Origin of the sequence: Zhihengliuella sp. ISTPL4, from assembly GCF_002848265.1 — a bacterium.
GTDB lineage: Bacteria > Actinomycetota > Actinomycetes > Actinomycetales > Microbacteriaceae > Microbacterium.
The window spans coordinates 2299252-2319066 of record NZ_CP025422.1; the positions used below are offsets into that span (position 1 = coordinate 2299252).

Sequence of the window (19815 nt, forward strand, 5' to 3'; positions counted from 1 at the left end):
CACGATGGTCCTCCCGTCCCCGACCTCCCGGAAAGGACACCTCATGTCCCGCGACCAGTACACCTTCACCAACCCGGTCGAGCTCTACGCCGACATCCAGCCGCAGAAGCAGCACATGCGCGAGCCCGGCCTCGATGCGGACCTCACCCCGAAGGCCGACCTCGGCGAGGAGTCGTACCGCGGCACCGGACGGCTGACCGGCCGCAAGGCGCTCATCACCGGCGGAGACTCGGGCATCGGTGCGGCCACCGCGATCGCGTTCGCCCGCGAGGGCGCCGACGTCGCGATCTCCTACCTGCCGGAAGAGGAGGAGGACGCGAGCCGCATCGCCGGCATCCTCCGCGAGGCGGGAGCCACCGTCGCCACCATCCCCGGTGACCTGCGCGACCCGGAGTACTGCCGCACCCTGGTGGCCGAGGCTGTCGCGGCGCTCGGCGGACTCGACATCCTCGTCAACAACGGCGGCAAGCAGGTCTTCCAGGAGTCCCTCACGGATGTGACGGACGAGCAGTTCGACGACACCTTCAAGACCAACGTGTACGCGATGTTCTGGATCACGAAAGCCGCCCTGCCGCACCTCCCCGCCGGGTCGACGATCATCAACACGACCTCGATCCAGGCCTACTCGCCGTCGGACATCCTCGTCGACTATGCGTCGACGAAGTCGACCATCAACGCGTTCACGAAGGGCCTCGCCCAGCAGCTCGCACCCAAGGGCATCCGCGTCAACGCCGTGGCTCCGGGACCGATCTGGACCCCGCTGCAGCCCAGCGACGGGCAGCCGCAGGAGAAGATCGACCAGTTCGGCCAGGACACGCCGCTCGGCCGGATGGGTCAGCCCGCGGAGCTCGCCCCCGCGTACGTCTTCCTCGCGTCGCCGGAGTCGAGCTACGTGCTCGGCGAGACCCTGAACGTCAACGGCGGCATGCCCACGCCCTGACCTCGTCGTCCGTCGACCCACCCCCTTTCGTTCCTCCCGGCCCGTTCCGGCCGTTCGGAAGGGGGTGGGTCGAACGGAAAGGGGTGGGTCGACAGGACGGGCGGACGCGGCGCCGAACCGTTTCGATAGCTGTGGTGGCGGGACTGTAAGCGTTTGCAGTAGCCTGATCGCATGGCACAGCTCGAACAGATCGCAGCCCCCGGTTCCGAGTGGTGGCGCAGCGCCGTCATCTACCAGATCTACCCCCGCTCCTTCGCGGACGCGTCGGGCGACGGCATCGGCGACCTGCCGGGCATCACGGGCCGCCTCGATGCCCTGCAGGAACTCGGCGTCGACGCGATCTGGCTCAGCCCCTTCATGACCAGCCCGCAGCGCGACGCCGGCTACGACGTGGCCGACTACCGCGACGTGGACCCGCTGTTCGGCACTCTGGCCGACTTCGACGAGATGCTCGAAGCGGCGCACGCCCGGGGCATCCGCGTGATCGTCGACCTCGTCCCCAACCACTCCTCCGACCAGCACCCCTGGTTCCAGGAGGCACTCGAAGCCGCACCGGGCAGCCCGGAGCGCGCGCGCTACATCTTCCGCGACGGCCGCGGCGAGAACGGCGAGCTGCCCCCGAACAACTGGGAGTCGGTGTTCGGCGGCGGCATGTGGCAGCGCGTCACCGAGGCCGACGGCACGCCGGGCCAGTGGTACCTGCACATCTTCGACGCGACGCAGCCGGACTTCGACTGGAACAACGAGGAGGTGCAGGAGGAGTTCCGCTCGATCCTGCGCTTCTGGCTCGACCGCGGCGTCGACGGCTTCCGGGTCGACGTGGCCCACGGCATGATCAAGACCGAGGGCCTTCCCGACTACACGCCGCCGACCGATGCGGACTCCATGGGCGGCGGCGAGTCGAACGTGCCGTACTGGGGCCAGGACGGCGTGCACGAGATCTACCGCGACTGGCACAAGGTGCTCGCCGAGTACGACGGCGACCGCGCGCTCTGCGGCGAGGCCTGGATGCCGACGCTCAAGGAGACAGCGCTCTGGGTGCGCCCCGACGAGATGCACCAGACGTTCAACTTCCCGTACCTGATGACGGCGTGGGACGCCAAGGCGCTCGGCGACGTGATCCGCGAGTCGCTCGACGCGTTCGGCGCGGTCGGCGCCCCCAGCACCTGGGTGCTGTCGAACCACGACGTGGTCCGGCACGCCACACGCCTGGCCCTCACGATCGACAACCCGCAGGGCGAGGGCATCGGCCCGAACACCCCGGACAAGCCCGACACCGCCATCGGCCTCGCCCGCGCCCGCGCGGCCACCACGCTGATGCTGGCGCTCCCGGGCTCCGCCTACCTGTACCAGGGCGAGGAGCTCGGACTGCCCGAGGCCATGGAGATCCCGGACGAGTACCGTCAGGACCCGACCTGGTTCCGCACGAACGGCGAGCGCTACGGCCGCGACGGCTGCCGTGTGCCGCTGCCGTGGGAGGCGGAGGCGCCGGCGTTCGGCTTCAATGACACCGGACTCTCGTGGCTCCCGCAGCCGGCGGACTGGGCCGCCTACGCCCGTGATGTCGAGGAGGTCGACCCCGCGTCGACCCTGGCGCTGTACAAGCGCCTGCTCGCCGGTCGTCGCGAGTTCCAGTTCGGCACGGGGTCGCTGGTGTGGGAGGACGCCGGTCCCGACGCCGTGGCCTTCCGCCGCGGCGAGGTGCACGTACTGGCGAACCTCGGCACGGCTCCCCTCGAGCTCCCCGAGGGTGCGGTCGTCCTGCTCCGCAGCCAGCCGTTCGACGGTTCGGAAGTCCCGGTCGACACGGCCGTCTGGTACACCAAGGGCTGACACCCGCTGCGCCCGTGGCGCGCTCCCCCGGGGCGTGCCACGGGCGTCTCCGATCCGAAGGACAGACGATGGCGAGCATCGATGAGGTCGCCCGGCTCGCCGGCGTCTCCACCGCGACGGTCTCCCGCGCGCTGAGCGGGCGCGGGCACGTGTCGGAGTCGGCCAGGGAACGCGTGCAGGCGGCGGCCGCCTCGCTCGGGTACGTGGTCTCCTCCCGCGCCTCGAGCCTCGCGTCGGGGCGCACCCGCAACATCGGGGTCGTCGTGCCGTTCCTCGACCGGTGGTTCTTCAGCACCGTGCTGTCCGGGGTCTCCGCCGCGCTCATGCGGGCCGGATACGACATCACGCTCTACAACATCACCGCCGACAAGGACGTGCGCCGCCACGTGTTCGACACGTTCCTTCGCCGCCAGCGCGTGGACGCCGTGATCGCCGTGTCCATCGAACTGGACGAGGACGAGACCCAGCAGCTCCTCGACCTCGGGCTCCCGGTGATCGCGATCGGCGGCCCCAATCCGAAGCTCGACACCCTCACGGTCGATGACGTCGCCGTGGCGCAGCTCGCGACGGAGCACCTGCTCGGGCTCGGGCACACCGAGATCGCCCACATCGGCGCGAACCCCGAGTTCGACATCGACTTCCACATCCCCACGAACCGACGGCTCGGCTTCGAGCGGGCGCTGGCCGCGGCCGGCATCCCCCTGAACCCCGCGTTCCTGGAGCCCGCCGACTTCACGGTCGAGGGTGGCTACCGCGCCGCGAAACAGCTCCTCGGGCGCCCGGGGCCTCGTCCCACCGCGGTGTTCGCGGCCTCGGACGAGATGGCGATCGGGGCGCTCCTCGCCGCCCGCGACCTCGGCTTCGCGGTGCCGGGCGACCTGTCCATCGTGGGCATCGACGGCCATGAGCTCGGCGAGTTCTTCCGTCTCACGACGGTCGACCAGTTCCCGCTCGGACAGGGCGAACGGGCGGCCGACGCGGTCCTCGCGAAGCTCACCGACCCGGAAGCCGTGCGACCTCCGGCCGCCCTGCCGTACGAGCTCAACGTCCGCGGGACGACCGCCCGGCTCGTCTAGGCGAACCGGCGTTCACAACTCAGGAGTCTTGCGCGCGGGGACCGCGGTTCCGGCCTTGAGGGGCGCACCTCCGCCGGTTCTCCTGAGTTGTGAACGCACCGAGCTCAGGAGTCCGCGGTCGCGTCCCGCCAGGTGCGGTAACCCCCGTCGAGGTTCCGCACCTCACGCCCGTGCTGCCGCAGCAGACGGGTGGCGATGTGCCCCCGCAGACCGACCTGGCAGTGCACGACGAGAGGCCCGTCCGGGAGTTCGTCGAGGCGGTGGCGCAGCTCATCGAGCGGGATGTTCCGCGCGCCGGGGATGGCGCCGTTCGCATGCTCCGCGGCGGAACGGACGTCGATGAGGGTCGATCCCGCCTGCCGGGCGCCGTCGAGCTCGTGCCATTGGACGGTCGGCGTCGTGCCACTGCGGGTGTTCTCCGCGACGTAGCCGAGGATGTTCACGGCATCCTTCGCGGACCCGAACTGCGGCGCGTACGCGAGCTCCAGGTGCGCGAGCCCGGCGGCGGTGACGCCCGCCTGCAGCGCCGTCGCGATCACGTCGATCCGCTTGTCCACGCCGTCACGGCCGACGACCTGCGCCCCGAGGATGCGGTCAGTGGCGGGGTCGGCGAGCAGCTTCATCGACAGGGTCTCGGCGCCCGGGTAGTAGCCGGCGTGCGATCCGGGGTGCACGTGGACGGTGAAGAACTCGCGGCCCGCGGCACGGAGCTGCTTCTCGCTCCAGCCGGTCTTCGCGGCGGCCAGGCCGAACACCTGCACGATGCCGGTGCCGAGGGCGGGGCGCGCCGACTCCTCCCGCCCCGCGATGACGTCGGCGACCATGCGGCCGTGGCGGTTGGCGAGACCGGCCATGGTCACCAGTGCCGCACCGCCGCCGATGAGGTCGGCCTTCTCGACGCCGTCGCCGACCGCGAAGACGTCGGGCGCACTGGTGCGACAGGCCTCGTCGACGGCGATGCCACCGGTCTCGCCGAGACGGATCCCGGCAGCCTGGGCGACTCCGGCCTCGGGCACCACCCCGGAGGCGTCGACGAGGAGCTCCGCGGGCACAACGGCGCCGTCGCTGAGGGTCACGGAATCCGCGCCGGTGGCGACGACCTCGACGCCGAGCCGTACGTCGACACCGCGACGCCGGATCTCGGCCGCCAGAGGGGCGGCCATCTCCGGATCCAGCGGGGCGAGCAGCTGGGCACCGCGTTGCACCAGGGTGACCGCGGCGCCTCGGGCGACAAGGTTCTCCACGGCCTCGAGTCCTGTGTAGCCGCCGCCCACGACGACCACCGGCAGGCCGGGGCGGAGGGCGGCATCAATCGCATCGGCATCCGCCACGGTCCGCAGGCTCCGCGCGGGGAGGGTCCCCGCGGGCTCGTCCGCACGGGGCCGGGCACCGGTGGCGAGCACGAGGCGGTCGTACGGGCGGGTGGCGCGGTGGCCGCTGCCGAGATCGACGACCTCGACCGTCTTGCGCGCGGTGTCGATGCCGACGACGTCGTGACGGACGCGGACGTTCAGCCGGAAGCGGCGGTGCAGCGACTCGGGGGTCTGCAGCAGGAGGGCGTCGCGCTCCTCGATCACACCGCCCACGTAGTAGGGCAGGCCGCAGTTGGCGTAGGAGACCTCGGGCCCGCGCTCGAAGACGACGATGTCCGCGGACTCGTCGAGCCGCCGGAGCCGGGTCGCCGCCGACATGCCGCCGGCGACGCCACCGACGATGACGACGCGGAGCGGCGCGCTCATCGGCCGAACAGCCGGGACAGGAGACCGCCCTTGGCCTCGTCCTTCGGGTGGCCCGTGCACCAGTCCGACGCCGGCACGGTGCGGCGGACGGCGTCGACGTGCTGGCCGCACCCCGCCCAGGTGGTCTTCCCGCAGGTACGGCAACGGGCTGCTCGACACATGTGTTCTCTCCTCACTCGATACCCCGGTGGGTATGCAGACACTATACCCCCGGGGGTATAGTGGAGCGCACAGCCGGCCTTCAGGGAGGGACCATGACCACCGTCGACACCGACACGCAGCGCAAGATCGCCAACCGCCTCAAGCGCGCACAGGGACAGCTCGGCGCCGTGATCGCCGCGGTCGAGAACGGCGGCGACTGTCGGGCCGTCGTCACGCAGCTCGCCGCGGTGACCTCCGCGTTGGACAAGGCCGGGTTCCAGATCATCGCCTCCGCCATGAAGACCTGCCTGGAGGACCCCGCGCAGGACGACGCCGTCCCCCTGCCCGACCTGGAGAAGCTCTTCCTCACCCTCGCCTGAACGCGACCCGGCCCCTTGCGGCCACCCCGGCCCGTTGCGGACGATCGCAACGGGCCGGGGCGCACGCAAGGGGCCGGGTCGGCGAAGAGGGAGTCAGGGAACGAGGAGACCGGCGGTCGCGGTGCGGGCCGTCTCGAAGCGGCGCTGCACGTCAGGCCAGTTCACGAGGTTCCAGAACGCCTTGACGTAGTCCGCCCGCACGTTGAGGTAGTCGAGGTAGTAGGCGTGCTCCCACACGTCGAGCTGCAGCAGCGGGATGACGCCGAGCGGCGCGTTGCCCTGCTGGTCGAAGAGCTGGAAGATCACGGGGCGGGCGCCCACCGAGTCCCAGGCGAGCACGGCCCACCCGGAGCCTTGCACGCCGAGGGCCGTCGCGGTGAAGTGCGCGCGGAAGCCGTCGATCGACCCGAACGAGTCCGCGAGGGCCGCCGAGAGCTCGCCCTCCGGAGCACCGCCGCCCTCGGGCGAGAGGTTCTGCCAGAACACGGAATGGTTGATGTGGCCACCGAGGTTGAACGCGAGGTCCTTCTCGAGCTTGTTGACCGCTCCGAGGTCGCCGCTGTCGCGGGCCGCCGCGAGCTGCTCCAGCGCCGTGTTCGCGCCGGTCACGTAGGCCTGGTGGTGTTTGGAGTGGTGCAGCTCCATGATCTTGCCGGAGATGTGCGGCTCCAGCGCGGAGTAGTCGTAGGGCAGCTCGGGGAGCGTGTACGGAGTGGACATGGGGGTTCCTTTCGTGACGGGTCAGAGGGCGGTGTCGTGCGATAGCGCGTGGAATCGCCGGTCGATGTAGACGAGCGGGCGGGCGGGGCGGCCGGCGAGCACCTCGAGCACCTCGGCGATCACCACGGTCGACGAGCCGACGGGCACGGTCTGGATCGCCCGGCAGCGCAGTGCCACACGGGCCTCGGCCAGGTGCGGCTCGCCGGTCGGCAGCGTCGTCCAGCCCTGCTCGGGCGTGAAGCGCTCGGAACCGCTCACCGCGAAGCTCTGGGCGAGCGCGGAGTGCTCGTCGTCGATGAGGTGCACGACGAAGGTCTCGGCGCCGAGGATGGCCCCGGCGCTGCCGGTCGCCCTGGTCACCGAGAACACGATCGCCGCCGGGTCGACCGCGACCGAGGACACGCTCGACGCCGTGAGGCCGACGGGGCCGTCCGGACCCTGCGCCGTGATGATGGCGACACCGGCGGGGTGGGAGCGGAACGCCGCCTTGAGCCCCTCCCCGACCGGCGTGGGCACCGGAGCGGCGGGGTGCGGGGTGGTGTTCGGGTCGGGGGTCATCGGGTGCTCTCCTCGAGAGGGATGGGGGTGGGGGTCGCGTGGGCGCGCATGGCCGTGCGGTCGACGAGCTTCGTGCGCTCCCGGCCGCGGACGGCTCCGGCGCGGCGCTCGGCCTCGTCGATGCGCAACCATCCTTCCCAGTCCACCACGCCGGGGAGGTCCAGGGGCGGGTCCCGGTCGATGCGGGCGGGCGGCGTCACGGCGAGGTCCTCGACGAGATGCTGCACGGTCTGCGCGGCGTCGGACTTGGTCGAGCCGATGAGGCCGATCGGCCCGCGCTTGATCCAGCCGGTGGCGTAGAGGCCGGGGACGGGCATGCCGTCGGCGTCGAGCACCCGTCCCTCCGTGTTCGGCACGATGCCCCGTGCCGCGTCGAACGGCACGCCGGGCACGGGCGAGGAGAGGTAGCCGATCGCCCGGTAGACGGCGCCGACCTCGTAGCGCACGAGCTCGCCGGTGCCGACCATGCGGCCGAGCGGATCGGAGGCCGTGCGCTCGAACTCGATGCCCTCCACGCGGTCCGCACCGAGGACACGGACGGGTCGATGCCGGAAGTGCAGGTGGATGCGGCGGGAGGCCCCGGTGGATGGGTGCTGGGCCCACTCCGCGAGCGTGCGCACGATGATGCGGCGCTGCGAGAACTGCTCCAGCATGCGGGCAGCGTGATCGTCGAGCACGAGGTCGGCGGGATCGACGATCACCTCCACGTCGTGCTGCTCCCCGAGTTCGCGCAGCTCGAGGGCCGAGAAGCGCACATCCGCCGGACCGCGACGGGCGAAGAGGTGCACGTCGCGGACCCGGCTCGCGGCGAGCGCGTCGAGGATGTGATCGGGGGTGTCGGTCGACTCCAGCGCAGCGGCGTGCTTCGCGAGGATGCGCGTGACGTCGAGGGCGACGTTGCCCGCCCCGAGCACGGCCACGGACTCCGCCTCCAGGCCCCAGCCCCGCGCGACGTCGGGGTGCGCGTCGTACCAGGCCACGAAGTCCGCGGCGCCGAACGATCCGGGAAGCTCCGCTCCCGGCACGTCGAACGCCACGTCGCGGTCGGCTCCGGTCGCGATGACGACGCCGTCGTACGCCCGACGGAGCTCGTCGACCGTCACATCGACGCCGACCTCGACGTTGCCGAGCAGCCGGATCCCGGGCTGGAGGAGCACGTCGTGCAGCGCATCGATGATCTTGCGGATGCGCGGGTGGTCGGGGGCGACGCCGTAGCGGACGAGCCCGTACGGAGCGGGGAGCTTCTCGTACAGGTCGATGGCCGCCTCCGGCACCTGCGCCCGGAGGAGGTCGGCGGCGTAGATGCCCGCGGGGCCCGCGCCGACGATGGCGATGCGCGGGGTCACTCGTGCACCTCCTGCGGCGGGAGCGCGGCGATGAGCGGGTGGTCGTGCCGGATGAGTCCGGTGCGGGCGGCGCCGCCGGGCGAGCCGATCTCGTCGAAGAACTCGACGTTGGCCTTGTAGTAGTCCTGCCACTCGTCCGGCAGGTCGTCCTCGTAGTAGATCGCCTCGACGGGGCACACCGGCTCGCACGCTCCGCAGTCCACGCACTCATCGGGGTGGATGTAGAGCGACCGCTCCCCCTCATAGATGCAGTCGACGGGGCACTCGTCGATGCAGGCCTTGTCCTTGAGGTCGACGCACGGCAACGCGATCACATACGTCATCGCGACTTCTTCTCTGTCCCACTCACGCCCTCCACCGTAAAACCTCAAGCGCACTTGAGGTCAAATCGAGGCACCGAGACCCCGACCTCTCGGCGAGACCCCGCCTCCGCCGCGCGGATACGACGGGGTCTCGGCGGGAGAGCGGGGTTTCGGGGATCAGTCAGGAGATCTCGAAGGGGGCGGGGAGGAGGTGGTCCTCGCGCGAGCTGGGGCCGACGAGGAGCGTGAAGGCGCCGGGCTCCACGGTGCGGACGCCGGCGGCGGTCACGATCGTGCAGTCCGCGACGGGCACCTCGATCCGCACGCGCGCGCTCTCCCCCGGCGCGAGGTCGACCTGCCGGAAGGCCTTGAGCTCGCGGTCGGTCCAGCTCACGCTCGTCACCTCGTCCCGCACGTACGCCTGCACGGTCTCCCGGACGGGGCGGCCGCCCGTGTTCGTCACGGTCACGTACCCCACGACGGTGTCGCCGAGATTCAGCTCCGTGCGCTCCAGCTCCAGCTCCGCGTACGCCACGGTCGTGTACGACCGGCCCTCGCCGAAGGCCCACGCGGGCGCCTGGGTGAGGTCGGCGTAGCGGTCGCCGTGCTGACCGCGGATCTGGTTGTAATAGGTCGGCTGCTGCCCGACGTGCCGCGCGAACGAGATCGGCAGCCGTCCCGAGGGCTCCACGGCACCCGTGACGATGTCGGCGAGCGCCCGCCCGCCCTGCATGCCCGGATTCGCGGCCCAGATGACCGCCGCCGCGCGCTGCACCGACGGCGGGAGCACGAGCGGCTTGGACGCGAGCAGCACCACGACGACGGGCTTCCCGGTCTCGATGAGCGCATCGAGCAGGGCGTTCTGGCCGCCGATGAGCTCCAGCGTGGCCGTGGACCGTCCCTCGCCCACGAGCTCGATGCGATCGCCCACCACCGCGACCACGACGTCCGCGGCCTCGGCGGCGGCCACCGCCTCCGCGATCAGCGCGGGATCCGGCGGGCACGGCTGCACCACGGGGGGACGCGGCTGGTTGTCCGGGAAGTGCGTGCCGCGGGGGTCGTCGCCGAGCGTGAGGATGTCGGCCCCGCGTGCATACGTGACCGTCCACGCGTCCACCGCACGGAGGCCGTCGAGCACGGTCGTGATCATCTCGCGGGGCTGTCCGTCGAGCCAGCCCGCCTGGCCCGAACCGCCCGCCCAGTCGCCGAGCTGCGTCTGCGCGTCGTCCGCGAGCGGCCCGGTCACCGCCACCCGCAGCGGTGCCGCGACGTCCAGCGGCAGCACGCCGTCGTTCTCGAGCAGCACGAGGGAGCGGCGCGCGACCTCGAGGTTGAGCTCCGCGTGGGCGGCGCTGCCGATCACGGCGGAGACGTCGTCGCCCGGCAGCCGGGGGTCTTCGAAGAGCCCGAGCTCGAACTTCAGCGTGAGGATGCGGGAGACGGCGTCGTCGAACGCATCCTCCGGCAGCAACCCCCGGGCGACCGCGTCCAGCGCACCCTCGAAGAACCCGGGGGTGGTCATCACCATGTCGTTCCCGGCGCGCACCGCGGCGGCCGCGGCATGGGTGAGGTCGGGCTGTACCCGCTGCTCCCACACCATCCGGCCCACGTTGTCCCAGTCGGTGATGAGGGTGCCGGTGTAGCCCCACTCGCCGCGGAGCACGTCGCTGAGCAGCCACTCGTTCAGCGTGATGGGCACGCCGTCCGTAGTCTGGTAGCCGAGCATGAACGTGCGGCAGCCCTCGCGGGCGACGCGCTCGAACGGCGGGAGGAACCAGGAGCGCAGCTTGCGCGGGGAGATGTCCGCCTCGCTCGCGTCACGGCCGCCCTGCGTCTCGGAGTAGCCGGCGAAGTGCTTGGCCGTCGCGAGGATCGCCGTCGGGTCGTCGAGGCCGTCTCCCTGGTACCCGCGGACCATCGCGCTCGCGAGCTCCCCGATGAGGAACGGGTCCTCACCGAAGGTCTCCCCGACCCGCCCCCAGCGCAGATCGCGGGCAATGCACAGCACGGGCGAGAACGTCCAGTGGATGCCGGTCACGGCGACCTCTTCGGCCGTCGCCCGCGCCACGCGCTCGACGATCACCGGGTCCCAGGTCGCCGCCATGCCGAGCTGCGTCGGGTAGATGGTGGCCCCGGGCCAGAACGAGTGGCCATGGATGCAGTCCTCACCCACGAGCAGCGGGATGCGCAGCCGGGTCTGTTCCGTGAGAGCGGCAGCCCGTCGCAGCCGCTCCTCCGAGGCGTGCAGGATCGAGCCCGCGTGCCGGCGCAGGACGTGGTCGTCGAGATCGTCCCTGGCGTCGAGCTGGAGCATCTGCCCGACCTTCTCCTCCACCGTCATCCGGGCGAGGAGGTCGGCCACGCGTTCCGGGATGCTGCGCGTGGAGTCGAGGTAGGGCAGGGAGGTGGGAGTCATCGAATCGCGTTTCCGTCGGGGCGGGAGGGGGCGGTCTCACATCCTCACCGATCCGAGCGGATCGGCCCCGGGGGCACGCCGATCCCGTCGATCCGGGAACCCTCCGGGCTAGGCTCGGGCCATGGCCATCGACCTCGAAGCGCTCTACATCGATCTGCACCAGCACCCGGAGCTGTCGTTCCAGGAGACCAGGACCGCGGGCATCGCCGCCCAGCACCTGCGCGATCTCGGGCTCGACGTCGAGGAGGGGGTCGGCGTGACCGGCGTGGTCGGCGTGCTGCGGAACCCTTCGACAGGCTCAGGCCCTTCGACAGGCTCAGGGACCCAGGATGGCGACGCAGGCACCCAGGGTGGGGAGTTCCCGCGACCGGTGGTATGGGTGCGCGCCGACATGGACGCACTGCCGGTCGAGGAGCAGACGGGCCTGGCGTATGCGAGCACCGCGAAGGGCGTCGACCCGGCCGGCACGACCGTGCCGGTGATGCACGCGTGCGGCCACGACATGCACGTCACCGCGATGATCGGCGCCGTCGAGAAGCTCGTCGCCGAGCGAGAAGAGTGGTCGGGCACCCTGGTCGTGCTCATCCAGCCCGCGGAGGAGTACGGCGCCGGCGCCAGGGCGATGCTCGACGACGGCCTGCTCGCCCGCTACCCGAAGCCCGACGTGGTGCTCGGCCAGCACGTCACCCCGCTCCCCGCGGGGATCATCGGCGTGCGCAGCGGCACCCAGATGGCCGCGTCGGACGGGCTCACCGTCACGCTGCACGGCCGCGGCGGCCACGGCTCCCGCCCGCACGCCACGATCGATCCGGTCGTGATGGCGGCCGCGACGGTGATGCGCCTGCAGACGATCGCCTCGCGCGAGATCGACCCGCAGGGCGTGGCCGTGGTCACGGTCGGCTCGATCCACGCCGGACTCAAGAACAACATCATCCCGGCCGAGGCGAAGCTCGAGCTCAGCCTCCGCTATCCGGACGAGGACGCGCGCGAGAAGGTGCTGCGGAGCGTCGAACGGATCGTGCGCGCCGAGGCGATGGCGTCCGGTGCCGAGCGCGAGCCCGAGATCCATACGCAGCACACCCTGCCCGCCACGATCAATGACGAAGAGGCCACAGCGCGCGTGTCCGCGGCGCTGCGCCGGGCGCTCGGGGAGTCGGCCGTCGTCGACCCGGGCATGTTCACCGGCAGCGAGGACGTGTCGTGGTTCGCGCGCGACGCCGAGGTCCCGCTCGTGTTCTGGTTCTGGGGCGGCGTCGACCCCGCCCGATTCGCCGAGGCGCTTGCCGCAGGGACGGTGGAGAAGGACATCCCCACGAACCACTCGCCCTTCTTCGCGCCGGAGATCCATCCGACGATCGAGGTCGGGGTCACGGCGATGTCCGCGGCCGCCCGCGAGTTCCTCGCCTGAGGCGAGGCGCTCAGACCTCGACGACGCGCGGCGCGGGCGGAGGAGGCGGGGCGAGCTGCCGCTGCGGCACGCCGTGCGCCTCGCGGTGCAGCCGCTCCATGCGGGTGTCGAGTTCGGCGGCGGCGTCGGCGGCATCGCTGAGGCTGTCGACGAGGTGCGCGGGCACCTGGTTGGAGAACTTGTAGTAGATCTTGTGCTCCAGGCTCGCCCAGAAGTCCATCGCGATCGTACGGAACTGCACCTCGACCGGCACGGACAGCGCCCCGGTCGAGAGGAAGACGGGGACCTCGATGATGGCGTGCAGGCTCTTGTACCCGTTCGCCTTCGGGTTCGCGATGTAGTCCTTCACCGTGCGGACGGTCACGTCGTCCTGCGCGGTCAGCAGATCGAACAGGCGGTACACGTCGGCGACGAAGCTGCACGTCACCCGCACTCCGGCGATGTCGGTGATCTCCGCGCGGATGCGGTCGAAGTCCGGGTCGTCGATGCCCTTCCTGGCGATCTTCTCGACGATGCTGTCCGGCGACTTGAGCCGGCTCTTGACGTGCTCGATGGGGTTGTACGCGTGGTCGTGGGTGAACTCGTCGCGGAGGATCGAGATCTTCGTCTCCACCTCGCGCATCCCGAACTCGTACTCGCGGAGGAAGCGCTGCAGCTGGTCGCGGAGCTCCTTCGCCTCGGAGATCAGGTGCTCGTCGACGGGGATCACGCTCATGAGGACGACGTTATCGATCCGTGATCGGAAACCCCTGTGGATTCGAGATCGAGACGCGGGCGTCCTCGAGGTGCTGTCCGGAGAGGAGACCGGGGAGGCCGCGCCCCTGGCGAGTGGTGAACAGCAGCACGATCGCGACGAGGATCAGCAGCGAGGAGAGCGCGTCGAACACCCCGCCGAGCATCCCGAGAGCCGTGAGCCCGCCGATGCCGCCCGCCCAGCGCAGCAGCCGGGCGAGCGCGACCGGCAGCCGCGACCCGCTGTAGCGCAGCTGCACGGCGAGGTCGCCCACTGATCGTCCGGTGACGAGGATGACGATGAGCCACAGCGCACAGGCGACCGCCGTGCTGACCGTGCTGGCCAGGGTTCCGTCGAGCACGGCCTGACGGTCCTGCACGACGTACTCGAGCCAGAGCTGCACCGCGACGCCCCCCGCGAGCACGACGAAGCCGTTCGCGAGCCCGTCGCAGAGCATCGCCAGCGCGCGGCGACCGCGCGTGACGGGACGGGGCTCATCGGCGTCGGCACGGGCCTGGACTCCGCGCAGCGACCGGGGCACCACGAGCGCGAGCACCGAGCCGAGCACGGCTCCGGTCGTGTTCGTCATCAGGTCGCCTACGTCGAAGAAGCGGTAGGCGCACGGGTACAGCCCCCAGACCCCGGTGAGCTGGGTGGTCTCCACCAGCAGGGACAGACCGAACCCGACCACGAGGGCGGTGGGGAGGCCGCGGCCGCCCAGCACGCGCAGGAACGCCCCGAGCGGGACGAACAGCAGCACGTTGAACACGAGCTGGAGCAGGGCGGGCTGGCGCAGCGGGTTGCCGGGCGCGGCGAACGCCTTCTGCACGTCGCGCACGACGGACATCGGATCGGTGATCGCCCCCACGCAGCGGATGGCGTCCGGATCGGGCAGCGGCAGTAGCGTGTACGTCCAGATGGCCCAGAAGTAGACGAGCGCCGCGAGCCAGAGCAGCGTGCGGCCGAGCGAGAGGCGTCCTCGGCGGCGGTAGCTGAGCGCGACGAAGGGCACGAAGAGGACGACGCCCGCGGCCAGTCCGATCGCCACGGCGATGACCCCCAGAACCACCTGATCCCCCACGGACGCAAGGATACCGGGAGGCCGTGAGGATTCCGTGAGGGAGCGCGACCGGGCCGTAGGGATTCCGTGAGGATCGCGTGAGGGCCGTCCGCGTGAGCGTAGTGTCGCCGGACGTGTCAGAACAAACGAGGCCGACCCCGGACGCGCCGCCGCGCGCCAAGCGCATCCTGCTCGGCGACCCGCTGACGAGCGCGCAGGTCGACGAGCAGCTCCTCCCCAAGCGCATGGCGCTGCCGATCTTCGCCTCGGACGCGCTGAGCTCCGTGGCCTACGCCCCGCAGGAGCTCGTGATGATCCTGCTCATCGGCGGTCTCACGTTCCTGTCGTTCACCCCGCTCGTCGCGGCGGCGGTCGTCGTGCTGCTGCTCGTGGTGGTGCTGAGCTACCGGCAGCTCATCAAGGCGTACCCCTCCGGCGGCGGCGACTACGAGGTCGCGTCGAAGAACCTCGGCGAGGTCCCCGGCGTGATCGTGGCCGCAGCGCTCCTCGTCGACTACGTGCTGACGGTGGCGGTGTCGGTCGCCTCCGGGGTGGACAACATCATCTCGGCGGTGCCGGGTCTCGATCCGCTGCGCGTGGAACTCGCCGTCGGCTTCGTCGTGCTCATCATCATCGTGAACCTCCGCGGGGTGCGCGAGGCGTCGCTCGTGTTCGCCATCCCCACGTATGTGTTCATCGGCTCCGTCGGCGTCATGATCGTGACCGGGCTCGTCCGGACGGCCCTCGGCGACGCCCCGGTCGCCTCCAGCGCGGAGTTCGCTGTGCAGGCTGAGAGCCTCAGCCAGGCGGCCGTGCTTCTGCTCGTCCTCCGCGCGTTTTCCAGCGGCTGCTCCGCGCTGACCGGGGTCGAGGCCGTGTCGAACGGCGTCCCCGCGTTCCGGGCGCCGAAGGTGCGCAACGCCCAGTCGACCCTCGTACTCATGGGCACCATCGCGATCTGCCTGTTCTCCGGCCTCACCGCCCTCGCCCTCATCGCCGGCGTGCACTACGCCGAGAACCCCTGCGACCTCATCGGCTTCGACTGCACGACCCCGCAGCCGAGCCTCATGGCGCAGATCGCCGCGGCGACGTTCGGTGGCGGCAGCATCCCCTTCTTCATCGTGCAGGCGGCCACGGCCTGCGTGCTGCTCCTCGCGGCGAACACCGCCTTCAACGGCTTCCCCCTGCTCGGGGCCGTGCTCGCGCGCGACGGCTACGCCCCGAAGTCGCTGAACACGCGCGGCGACCGGCTCGTGTTCTCCAACGGCATGATCCTCCTCGGGATCGCCGCGATCGCCGTGCTCGTGGTGTTCCAGGCGCGGTTGACGACGCTGATCCAGCTCTACATCATCGGCGTGTTCGTCTCCTTCTCTCTGGGCCAGATCGGCATGGTGCGGCACTGGCGACGACTGCTGCGTGCGCCCGTTCCGCCGAACGGCGACGGCGCCGCCGACCGGCGCTCGGCGCGCGTGGGGCTGCTCATCAACTCCGCCGGAGCGACGCTGACCGTGCTCGTGCTCGTCATCGTGACGATCACGAAGTTCACGCACGGCGCCTACCTCGTGTTCTTCGCCATCCCGGTGCTCGCGTTCCTCATGATCGGCGTCAAGCGGTACTACCGGGACGTCGAGCACGAGATCGCCATCGACGACACCACCCGCTTCGGTGCCTCGGGCGACGTCGCCATCGTCCTCGTGAACCATCTGCAGAAGCCGGTCATGAAGGCCATCGACTACGCCATCGCCGCCAAGCACGACAAGACCCTCGCGGTCCACGTGGCCGTCTCGCAGGAGGACGCCGCGCGCCTCCAGCAGGAGTGGGAGGACCACCTCGTGCCGGTTCCGCTCGTGATCGTCGAGTCGCCGTATCGCTCGTTCGCACAGCCGGTGACGCAGTTCATCCGGCAGTACCGCGAGAAGCACGGCTCCTCCGTCGTCACGGTCTACCTGCCGCAGTACATCGTGGGGCACTGGTGGGAGAGCTTCCTGCACAACCGGCGCGCCCGCCGCCTCGCGAACCAGCTCATGCTCGTGCACGGGGTGTCGATCACCCTGGTGCCGTGGCTGCTCGATTCGTCCGAGCTCATCTACGGCCGGCGCTCGCGTCCGCTCCCCGGTCAGGAGCGGGCAGGGCGGCCCGTCGTGGTGGCCGGCCGCCGGGCGCACCGCCCCGCCGGGCCGCCGTCCGAGTCCTGACGCTCCGCGGCGGCGTTCAGGTTCCGGCGAGGACTGCGCCGAGGATCGTCGCGGCCTCGGGGAAGCGGGACGGGTCGGCGCTCGCGTAGTTGAGCCGCACGTAGGAGCCGGACGGTTCCGCGGGGAACCACTCGCTCCCCGGCGCGATGACGAGCCCGCGCGCCGCGCACTCGCGGACGACCGCGGCGACGTCGGTGCCGTCCGGCAGCCGCAGCCAGAGGTTCAGCCCGCCGACCGGCACGGCCTCCACCAGCGCGGTCGGCGCCTGCGCGGCCAGGCATGACAGCAGCAGATCGCGCCGCGAGCGCAGCTGCTCCCGGAAGCCGCGGAGGTGTGTGCGCCAGGCCGGCTGCGTCACCACGTCGAGGGCCGCGGCCTGCAGGAGCCCGCTGACGTACATCGACTCCGCCGCGCGATCGGCGAGGATGCGATCCCGGGCGGGACCGCGCGCGATCACCGCCGCCACCCGCAGGGACGGCGACACGCTCTTCGTCAGCGAGCGCAGGTACACCACATGGCCGTCGTGGTCGGAGGCGGCCACGGGGCGCGGGTCGGCGTCGATGCCGAGGTCGTGCGCCCAGTCGTCCTCGATGAGGAAGGCGCCGTGGCGACGGACCGCGTCGAGCACGGCCTCCCCCGTCGCCGCCGGCCACTGCGCGCCGGTGGGGTTCGCGAACGTGGGCTGCGCGTAGAACGCGCGGGCTCCGGTCTCGGCGAGCGCCCTGTCGACCGCGTCCGGATCCGGACCCTGCGGCCCGGAGGGGACGGGAACGAGCACGACCCCCGCCTGCTCCGCCGCGAGCAGGGCGCCCCAGTAGGTCGGCGACTCGATGAGCAGCGGCCGGCCGACGCCGACGACCGCCCGGAAGATCGAGCTCAGTCCGCTCTGGCTCCCCGAGATGATGACGGCGTCGCGGGCGGTCGGCACCGTGATCCCCGCGGGGGCCGCCGCGGCCAGCTCCGTCGCGAACCACTCCTGCAGCCCGGGCTCGCCGGTTGCAGGCGAGCGGGTGAGGGCGGACGCGGTCCGGGAGGCGCGAACGAGGGCCTGACGGACGAGCCGCTCGGGGAGGAGATCCGGCGCGGGATACCCGGAGTGCAGTCCGATCGCGTCCGGCGAGGTCGGGCGCTGTGCCGAGGACAGGCCGTCCAGACGCACCGCGGCCGCTCCCAGGGCTCCGGACTGCCAGCCGTAGTCCGCCGGCAGCACCGAGCGCGCCGCGCGGACGAACGTGCCGACGCCGGGCCGCGCCTCGACGAGGCCGAGGCGGACGAGCTGCTGCACGGCCTTCTGCACGGTCACGGGACTCGCGGCGTACTCGGCCGTCAGCGCGCGATTCGAGGGGAGGCGGGCGCCGGGCGCGGCCGTGGCGATCCACGCCCGGAGGCCCGCCACGATGCGCGCAGTGCTATCCTGACTCATGAAAGAACACAGTAGCGTTATCCGCTCGAACGGAGCACTGCTATCCCGCGCCGCCGGTCCCGGGTGGGGGCTCCTGGGCGTCGTCGCGTTCTCGTTCACGCTCCCGTTCACGCGGATCGCGCTCAGCGGCGGACTCTCGCCGCTGTTCATCGGCTCCGCCCGCGCGGTCGTCGCCGCCGCGCTCGCCGCGGTCGTCCTCCTCGCGACCCGTCAGCGGCCGCCGAGCCCGGTCCAGGGGGCCCGACTCGCGGTCGTCGCCCTCGGAGTGGTCGCCGGCTTCCCCCTGCTGACCTCGTTCGCCATGACCACGACGCCGGCGAGTCACGGTGCGGTCGTGATCGGCCTCCTCCCCGCCGCGACCGCCGTCGCCGTCGTGCTGCGCACCCGCGAGCGCCCGTCCCCCTCGTTCTGGGTGTTCGCGCTCCTCGGGTCCGCGGCGGCCCTCGTCTTCGCGACGCTGCAGAACGGCACGCCCGGCGCCCTCCGCCCCGCCGACCTCCAGCTTTTCGGGGCCGTGATCGCGGCGGCCGTCGGCTACGCGGAGGGCGGCCTGCTGGCGCGCGAGCTCGGCGCCTGGCAGACGATCTCCTGGGCCCTGGTACTCGCCGCGCCCGTCATGCTCGCGGTGGCCGTCGCCGCCGGGGTCGCCGCCCCGCCCGTCGCCACCACCACCGCGTGGCTCGCGTTCGCCTACCTGGCCGCGGTCAGCATGTTCCTCGGATTCTTCGCCTGGTACCGCGGCCTCGCGATCGGCCCGATGGCGCAGGTGAGTCAGATCCAGCTCGTGCAGCCCGTCATGGGCATCACCTGGGCAGCCTTCCTCTTCCATGAGGACGTCGGCGGGGCCACGGTGCTCGGCGGGCTCGCCGTCGTCGCGTGCGCCGGACTCGCCGTCCGCACCCGCAGTTCCCCTCCCACCCCCGCCCGACAGGAGGCGCCATGCGTCACACCCCCCGCTACCTCATGACCGACCCCGACGAGGTCAAGCGCCTCATCCGCGCCCACCCGTGGGCGACGTTCGTCTCGCCGACCTCCGCCGGCCTCGTCGCCTCGCACTACCCGGTGCTGCTCGACGAGGACGAGGACGACATCGTGCTCGTGAGCCACTTCGGGCGTCCGGACGACGAGCTGCACGAGCTCGGTCGACACGAGATCCTGGTGATCATCCAGGGGCCGCACGACTACGTGTCCTCGAGCCTCTACGCACCGGGCGACCTCGTCCCGACGTGGAACCATGTCACCGCGCACCTCTCCGGCACCCCCGAGATCCTCACCGCGGAGGAGAACTACGCCATGCTGACCCGGCTCACCGACCACTTCGAGGGTGGGCAGCCGCACGGGCGGAGCCTCATGGAGGACGAGCCCGGCACCCGGCGGGCCGCGAAGGGCACGGTGGGCCTGCGCCTCCGGGTCACCCGCTTCGACGCGCGCGCCAAGCTCAGCCAGAACAAGGCCCCCGAGGTGCGGGAGCGCATCGCCGCCCGCTTCGACGCGGTCAACCCCGCCCTGGCTGCCGAGATGCGTCGCTGACCCCCGCTCGAGTCG

General features: G+C 71.6%; 18 protein-coding genes. 8 read left to right on the forward strand and 10 right to left on the reverse strand.

All coding sequences use genetic code 11. The features are described 5' to 3' along the window. Positions 1–43 precede the first annotated feature (43 nt). From CYL12_RS11005 to CYL12_RS11015, 3 genes are all read left to right on the forward strand, one after another. Positions 44–940 (forward strand): SDR family oxidoreductase, encoded by an 897-nt coding sequence (locus CYL12_RS11005; protein WP_101847638.1) that lies wholly within the window; start codon positions 44–46, stop codon positions 938–940. A gap of 171 nt (positions 941–1111) precedes the next feature. Beyond that, a complete protein-coding gene (locus CYL12_RS11010; RefSeq protein WP_101847639.1) occupies positions 1112–2773 on the forward strand; it encodes a glycoside hydrolase family 13 protein in 1662 nt (553 codons plus the stop codon). Positions 2774–2841: 68 nt separating this feature from the next. Beyond that, positions 2842–3849, forward strand: a complete 1008-nt coding sequence (locus CYL12_RS11015) for a LacI family DNA-binding transcriptional regulator (protein ID WP_101847640.1) — start codon at positions 2842–2844, stop codon at positions 3847–3849. Positions 3850–3953: 104 nt separating this feature from the next. Here the strand turns inward: CYL12_RS11015 and CYL12_RS11020 are convergent, their stop codons facing one another. Both CYL12_RS11020 and CYL12_RS17310 read right to left on the reverse strand, forming a co-directional pair. Beyond that, complete coding sequence (locus CYL12_RS11020) at positions 3954–5588, reverse strand: FAD-dependent oxidoreductase (RefSeq protein ID WP_101847641.1); 1635 nt, start codon at positions 5586–5588, stop codon at positions 3954–3956. Then, positions 5585–5749, reverse strand: coding sequence for a hypothetical protein (locus CYL12_RS17310; RefSeq protein ID WP_197462087.1), 165 nt, complete (start codon positions 5747–5749; stop codon positions 5585–5587). Before CYL12_RS17310 ends, CYL12_RS11020 begins: the two co-directional genes overlap by 4 nt. Before the next feature lie 93 nt (positions 5750–5842). Here CYL12_RS17310 and CYL12_RS11025 point away from each other — a divergent pair, with 93 nt between their 5' ends. Next, positions 5843–6109, forward strand: a complete 267-nt coding sequence (locus CYL12_RS11025) for a metal-sensitive transcriptional regulator (protein WP_101847642.1) — start codon at positions 5843–5845, stop codon at positions 6107–6109. A 93-nt stretch (positions 6110–6202) separates the two neighbouring features. Here the strand turns inward: CYL12_RS11025 and CYL12_RS11030 are convergent, their stop codons facing one another. The 5 genes from CYL12_RS11030 to CYL12_RS11050 form a co-directional block, all read right to left on the reverse strand. Then, positions 6203–6829 carry a superoxide dismutase gene (locus CYL12_RS11030; protein WP_025103993.1) on the reverse strand — a complete coding sequence of 209 codons (627 nt, stop codon included), beginning with the start codon at positions 6827–6829 and terminating at the stop codon, positions 6203–6205. 21 nt (positions 6830–6850) lie between these two features. Continuing rightward, complete coding sequence (locus CYL12_RS11035; RefSeq protein WP_199399109.1) at positions 6851–7387, reverse strand: flavin reductase family protein; 537 nt, start codon at positions 7385–7387, stop codon at positions 6851–6853. Further along, on the reverse strand, positions 7384–8733 hold the full coding sequence (locus CYL12_RS11040; RefSeq protein WP_199399110.1) for an FAD-dependent oxidoreductase: 1350 nt from the start codon (positions 8731–8733) through the stop codon (positions 7384–7386). Before CYL12_RS11040 ends, CYL12_RS11035 begins: the two co-directional genes overlap by 4 nt. Beyond that, entirely contained in the window at positions 8730–9056 is a 327-nt protein-coding gene (gene fdxA, locus CYL12_RS11045) for a ferredoxin (RefSeq protein WP_025103996.1), read from the reverse strand. The genes CYL12_RS11040 and fdxA overlap by 4 nt, the downstream gene beginning before the upstream one ends. A gap of 160 nt (positions 9057–9216) precedes the next feature. Next, positions 9217–11451 (reverse strand): exo-beta-d-1,3/1,6-glucosidase, encoded by a 2235-nt coding sequence (locus tag CYL12_RS11050; protein ID WP_101847643.1) that lies wholly within the window; start codon positions 11449–11451, stop codon positions 9217–9219. Between the two features lie 121 nt (positions 11452–11572). Here CYL12_RS11050 and CYL12_RS11055 point away from each other — a divergent pair, with 121 nt between their 5' ends. Continuing rightward, on the forward strand, positions 11573–12859 hold the full coding sequence (locus tag CYL12_RS11055) for an amidohydrolase (RefSeq protein ID WP_101847644.1): 1287 nt from the start codon (positions 11573–11575) through the stop codon (positions 12857–12859). A 10-nt stretch (positions 12860–12869) separates the two neighbouring features. On the opposite strand, the gene CYL12_RS11060 is transcribed toward CYL12_RS11055, so the two are convergent. Beyond that, the gene (locus CYL12_RS11060) at positions 12870–13574 is read right to left on the reverse strand and encodes a GTP pyrophosphokinase (RefSeq protein WP_101847645.1); all 705 of its coding nucleotides are present in this window, start codon (positions 13572–13574) and stop codon (positions 12870–12872) included. Positions 13575–13584: 10 nt separating this feature from the next. Further along, on the reverse strand, positions 13585–14673 hold the full coding sequence (locus CYL12_RS11065; RefSeq protein WP_101847646.1) for a VanZ family protein: 1089 nt from the start codon (positions 14671–14673) through the stop codon (positions 13585–13587). A 101-nt stretch (positions 14674–14774) separates the two neighbouring features. On the opposite strand from CYL12_RS11065, the gene CYL12_RS11070 reads away from it, so the two are divergent. Continuing rightward, complete coding sequence (locus tag CYL12_RS11070; RefSeq protein ID WP_101847647.1) at positions 14775–16847, forward strand: APC family permease; 2073 nt, start codon at positions 14775–14777, stop codon at positions 16845–16847. A gap of 16 nt (positions 16848–16863) precedes the next feature. On the opposite strand, the gene CYL12_RS11075 is transcribed toward CYL12_RS11070, so the two are convergent. Further along, positions 16864–18270, reverse strand: coding sequence for an aminotransferase-like domain-containing protein (locus tag CYL12_RS11075; protein WP_101847648.1), 1407 nt, complete (start codon positions 18268–18270; stop codon positions 16864–16866). Between CYL12_RS11075 and CYL12_RS11080 the strand changes: the two genes are divergently transcribed. Beyond that, complete coding sequence (locus CYL12_RS11080) at positions 18269–19237, forward strand: DMT family transporter (protein ID WP_101847649.1); 969 nt, start codon at positions 18269–18271, stop codon at positions 19235–19237. The genes CYL12_RS11075 and CYL12_RS11080 overlap by 2 nt on opposite strands. Further along, positions 19210–19800, forward strand: a complete 591-nt coding sequence (locus CYL12_RS11085; protein ID WP_101847650.1) for an FMN-binding negative transcriptional regulator — start codon at positions 19210–19212, stop codon at positions 19798–19800. Before CYL12_RS11080 ends, CYL12_RS11085 begins: the two co-directional genes overlap by 28 nt. Positions 19801–19815 lie beyond the last annotated feature (15 nt).

What these genes read in the sequence shown, in the direction of transcription:
- CYL12_RS11005 (WP_101847638.1), top strand. Translation starts at nt 44, where the DNA reads ATGTCCCGCGACCAGTACACCTTCACCAACCCGGTCGAGCTCTACGCC.
- CYL12_RS11010 (WP_101847639.1), top strand. Translation starts at nt 1,112, where the DNA reads ATGGCACAGCTCGAACAGATCGCAGCCCCCGGTTCCGAGTGGTGGCGC.
- CYL12_RS11015 (WP_101847640.1), top strand. Translation starts at nt 2,842, where the DNA reads ATGGCGAGCATCGATGAGGTCGCCCGGCTCGCCGGCGTCTCCACCGCG.
- CYL12_RS11020 (WP_101847641.1), bottom strand. Translation starts at nt 5,588, where the DNA reads ATGAGCGCGCCGCTCCGCGTCGTCATCGTCGGTGGCGTCGCCGGCGGC.
- CYL12_RS17310 (WP_197462087.1), bottom strand. Translation starts at nt 5,749, where the DNA reads ATGTGTCGAGCAGCCCGTTGCCGTACCTGCGGGAAGACCACCTGGGCG.
- CYL12_RS11025 (WP_101847642.1), top strand. Translation starts at nt 5,843, where the DNA reads ATGACCACCGTCGACACCGACACGCAGCGCAAGATCGCCAACCGCCTC.
- CYL12_RS11030 (WP_025103993.1), bottom strand. Translation starts at nt 6,829, where the DNA reads ATGTCCACTCCGTACACGCTCCCCGAGCTGCCCTACGACTACTCCGCG.
- CYL12_RS11035 (WP_199399109.1), bottom strand. Translation starts at nt 7,387, where the DNA reads ATGACCCCCGACCCGAACACCACCCCGCACCCCGCCGCTCCGGTGCCC.
- fdxA (WP_025103996.1), bottom strand. Translation starts at nt 9,056, where the DNA reads ATGACGTATGTGATCGCGTTGCCGTGCGTCGACCTCAAGGACAAGGCC.
- CYL12_RS11050 (WP_101847643.1), bottom strand. Translation starts at nt 11,451, where the DNA reads ATGACTCCCACCTCCCTGCCCTACCTCGACTCCACGCGCAGCATCCCG.
- CYL12_RS11055 (WP_101847644.1), top strand. Translation starts at nt 11,573, where the DNA reads ATGGCCATCGACCTCGAAGCGCTCTACATCGATCTGCACCAGCACCCG.
- CYL12_RS11060 (WP_101847645.1), bottom strand. Translation starts at nt 13,574, where the DNA reads ATGAGCGTGATCCCCGTCGACGAGCACCTGATCTCCGAGGCGAAGGAG.
- CYL12_RS11080 (WP_101847649.1), top strand. Translation starts at nt 18,269, where the DNA reads ATGAAAGAACACAGTAGCGTTATCCGCTCGAACGGAGCACTGCTATCC.
- CYL12_RS11075 (WP_101847648.1), bottom strand. Translation starts at nt 18,270, where the DNA reads ATGAGTCAGGATAGCACTGCGCGCATCGTGGCGGGCCTCCGGGCGTGG.
- CYL12_RS11085 (WP_101847650.1), top strand. Translation starts at nt 19,210, where the DNA reads ATGCGTCACACCCCCCGCTACCTCATGACCGACCCCGACGAGGTCAAG.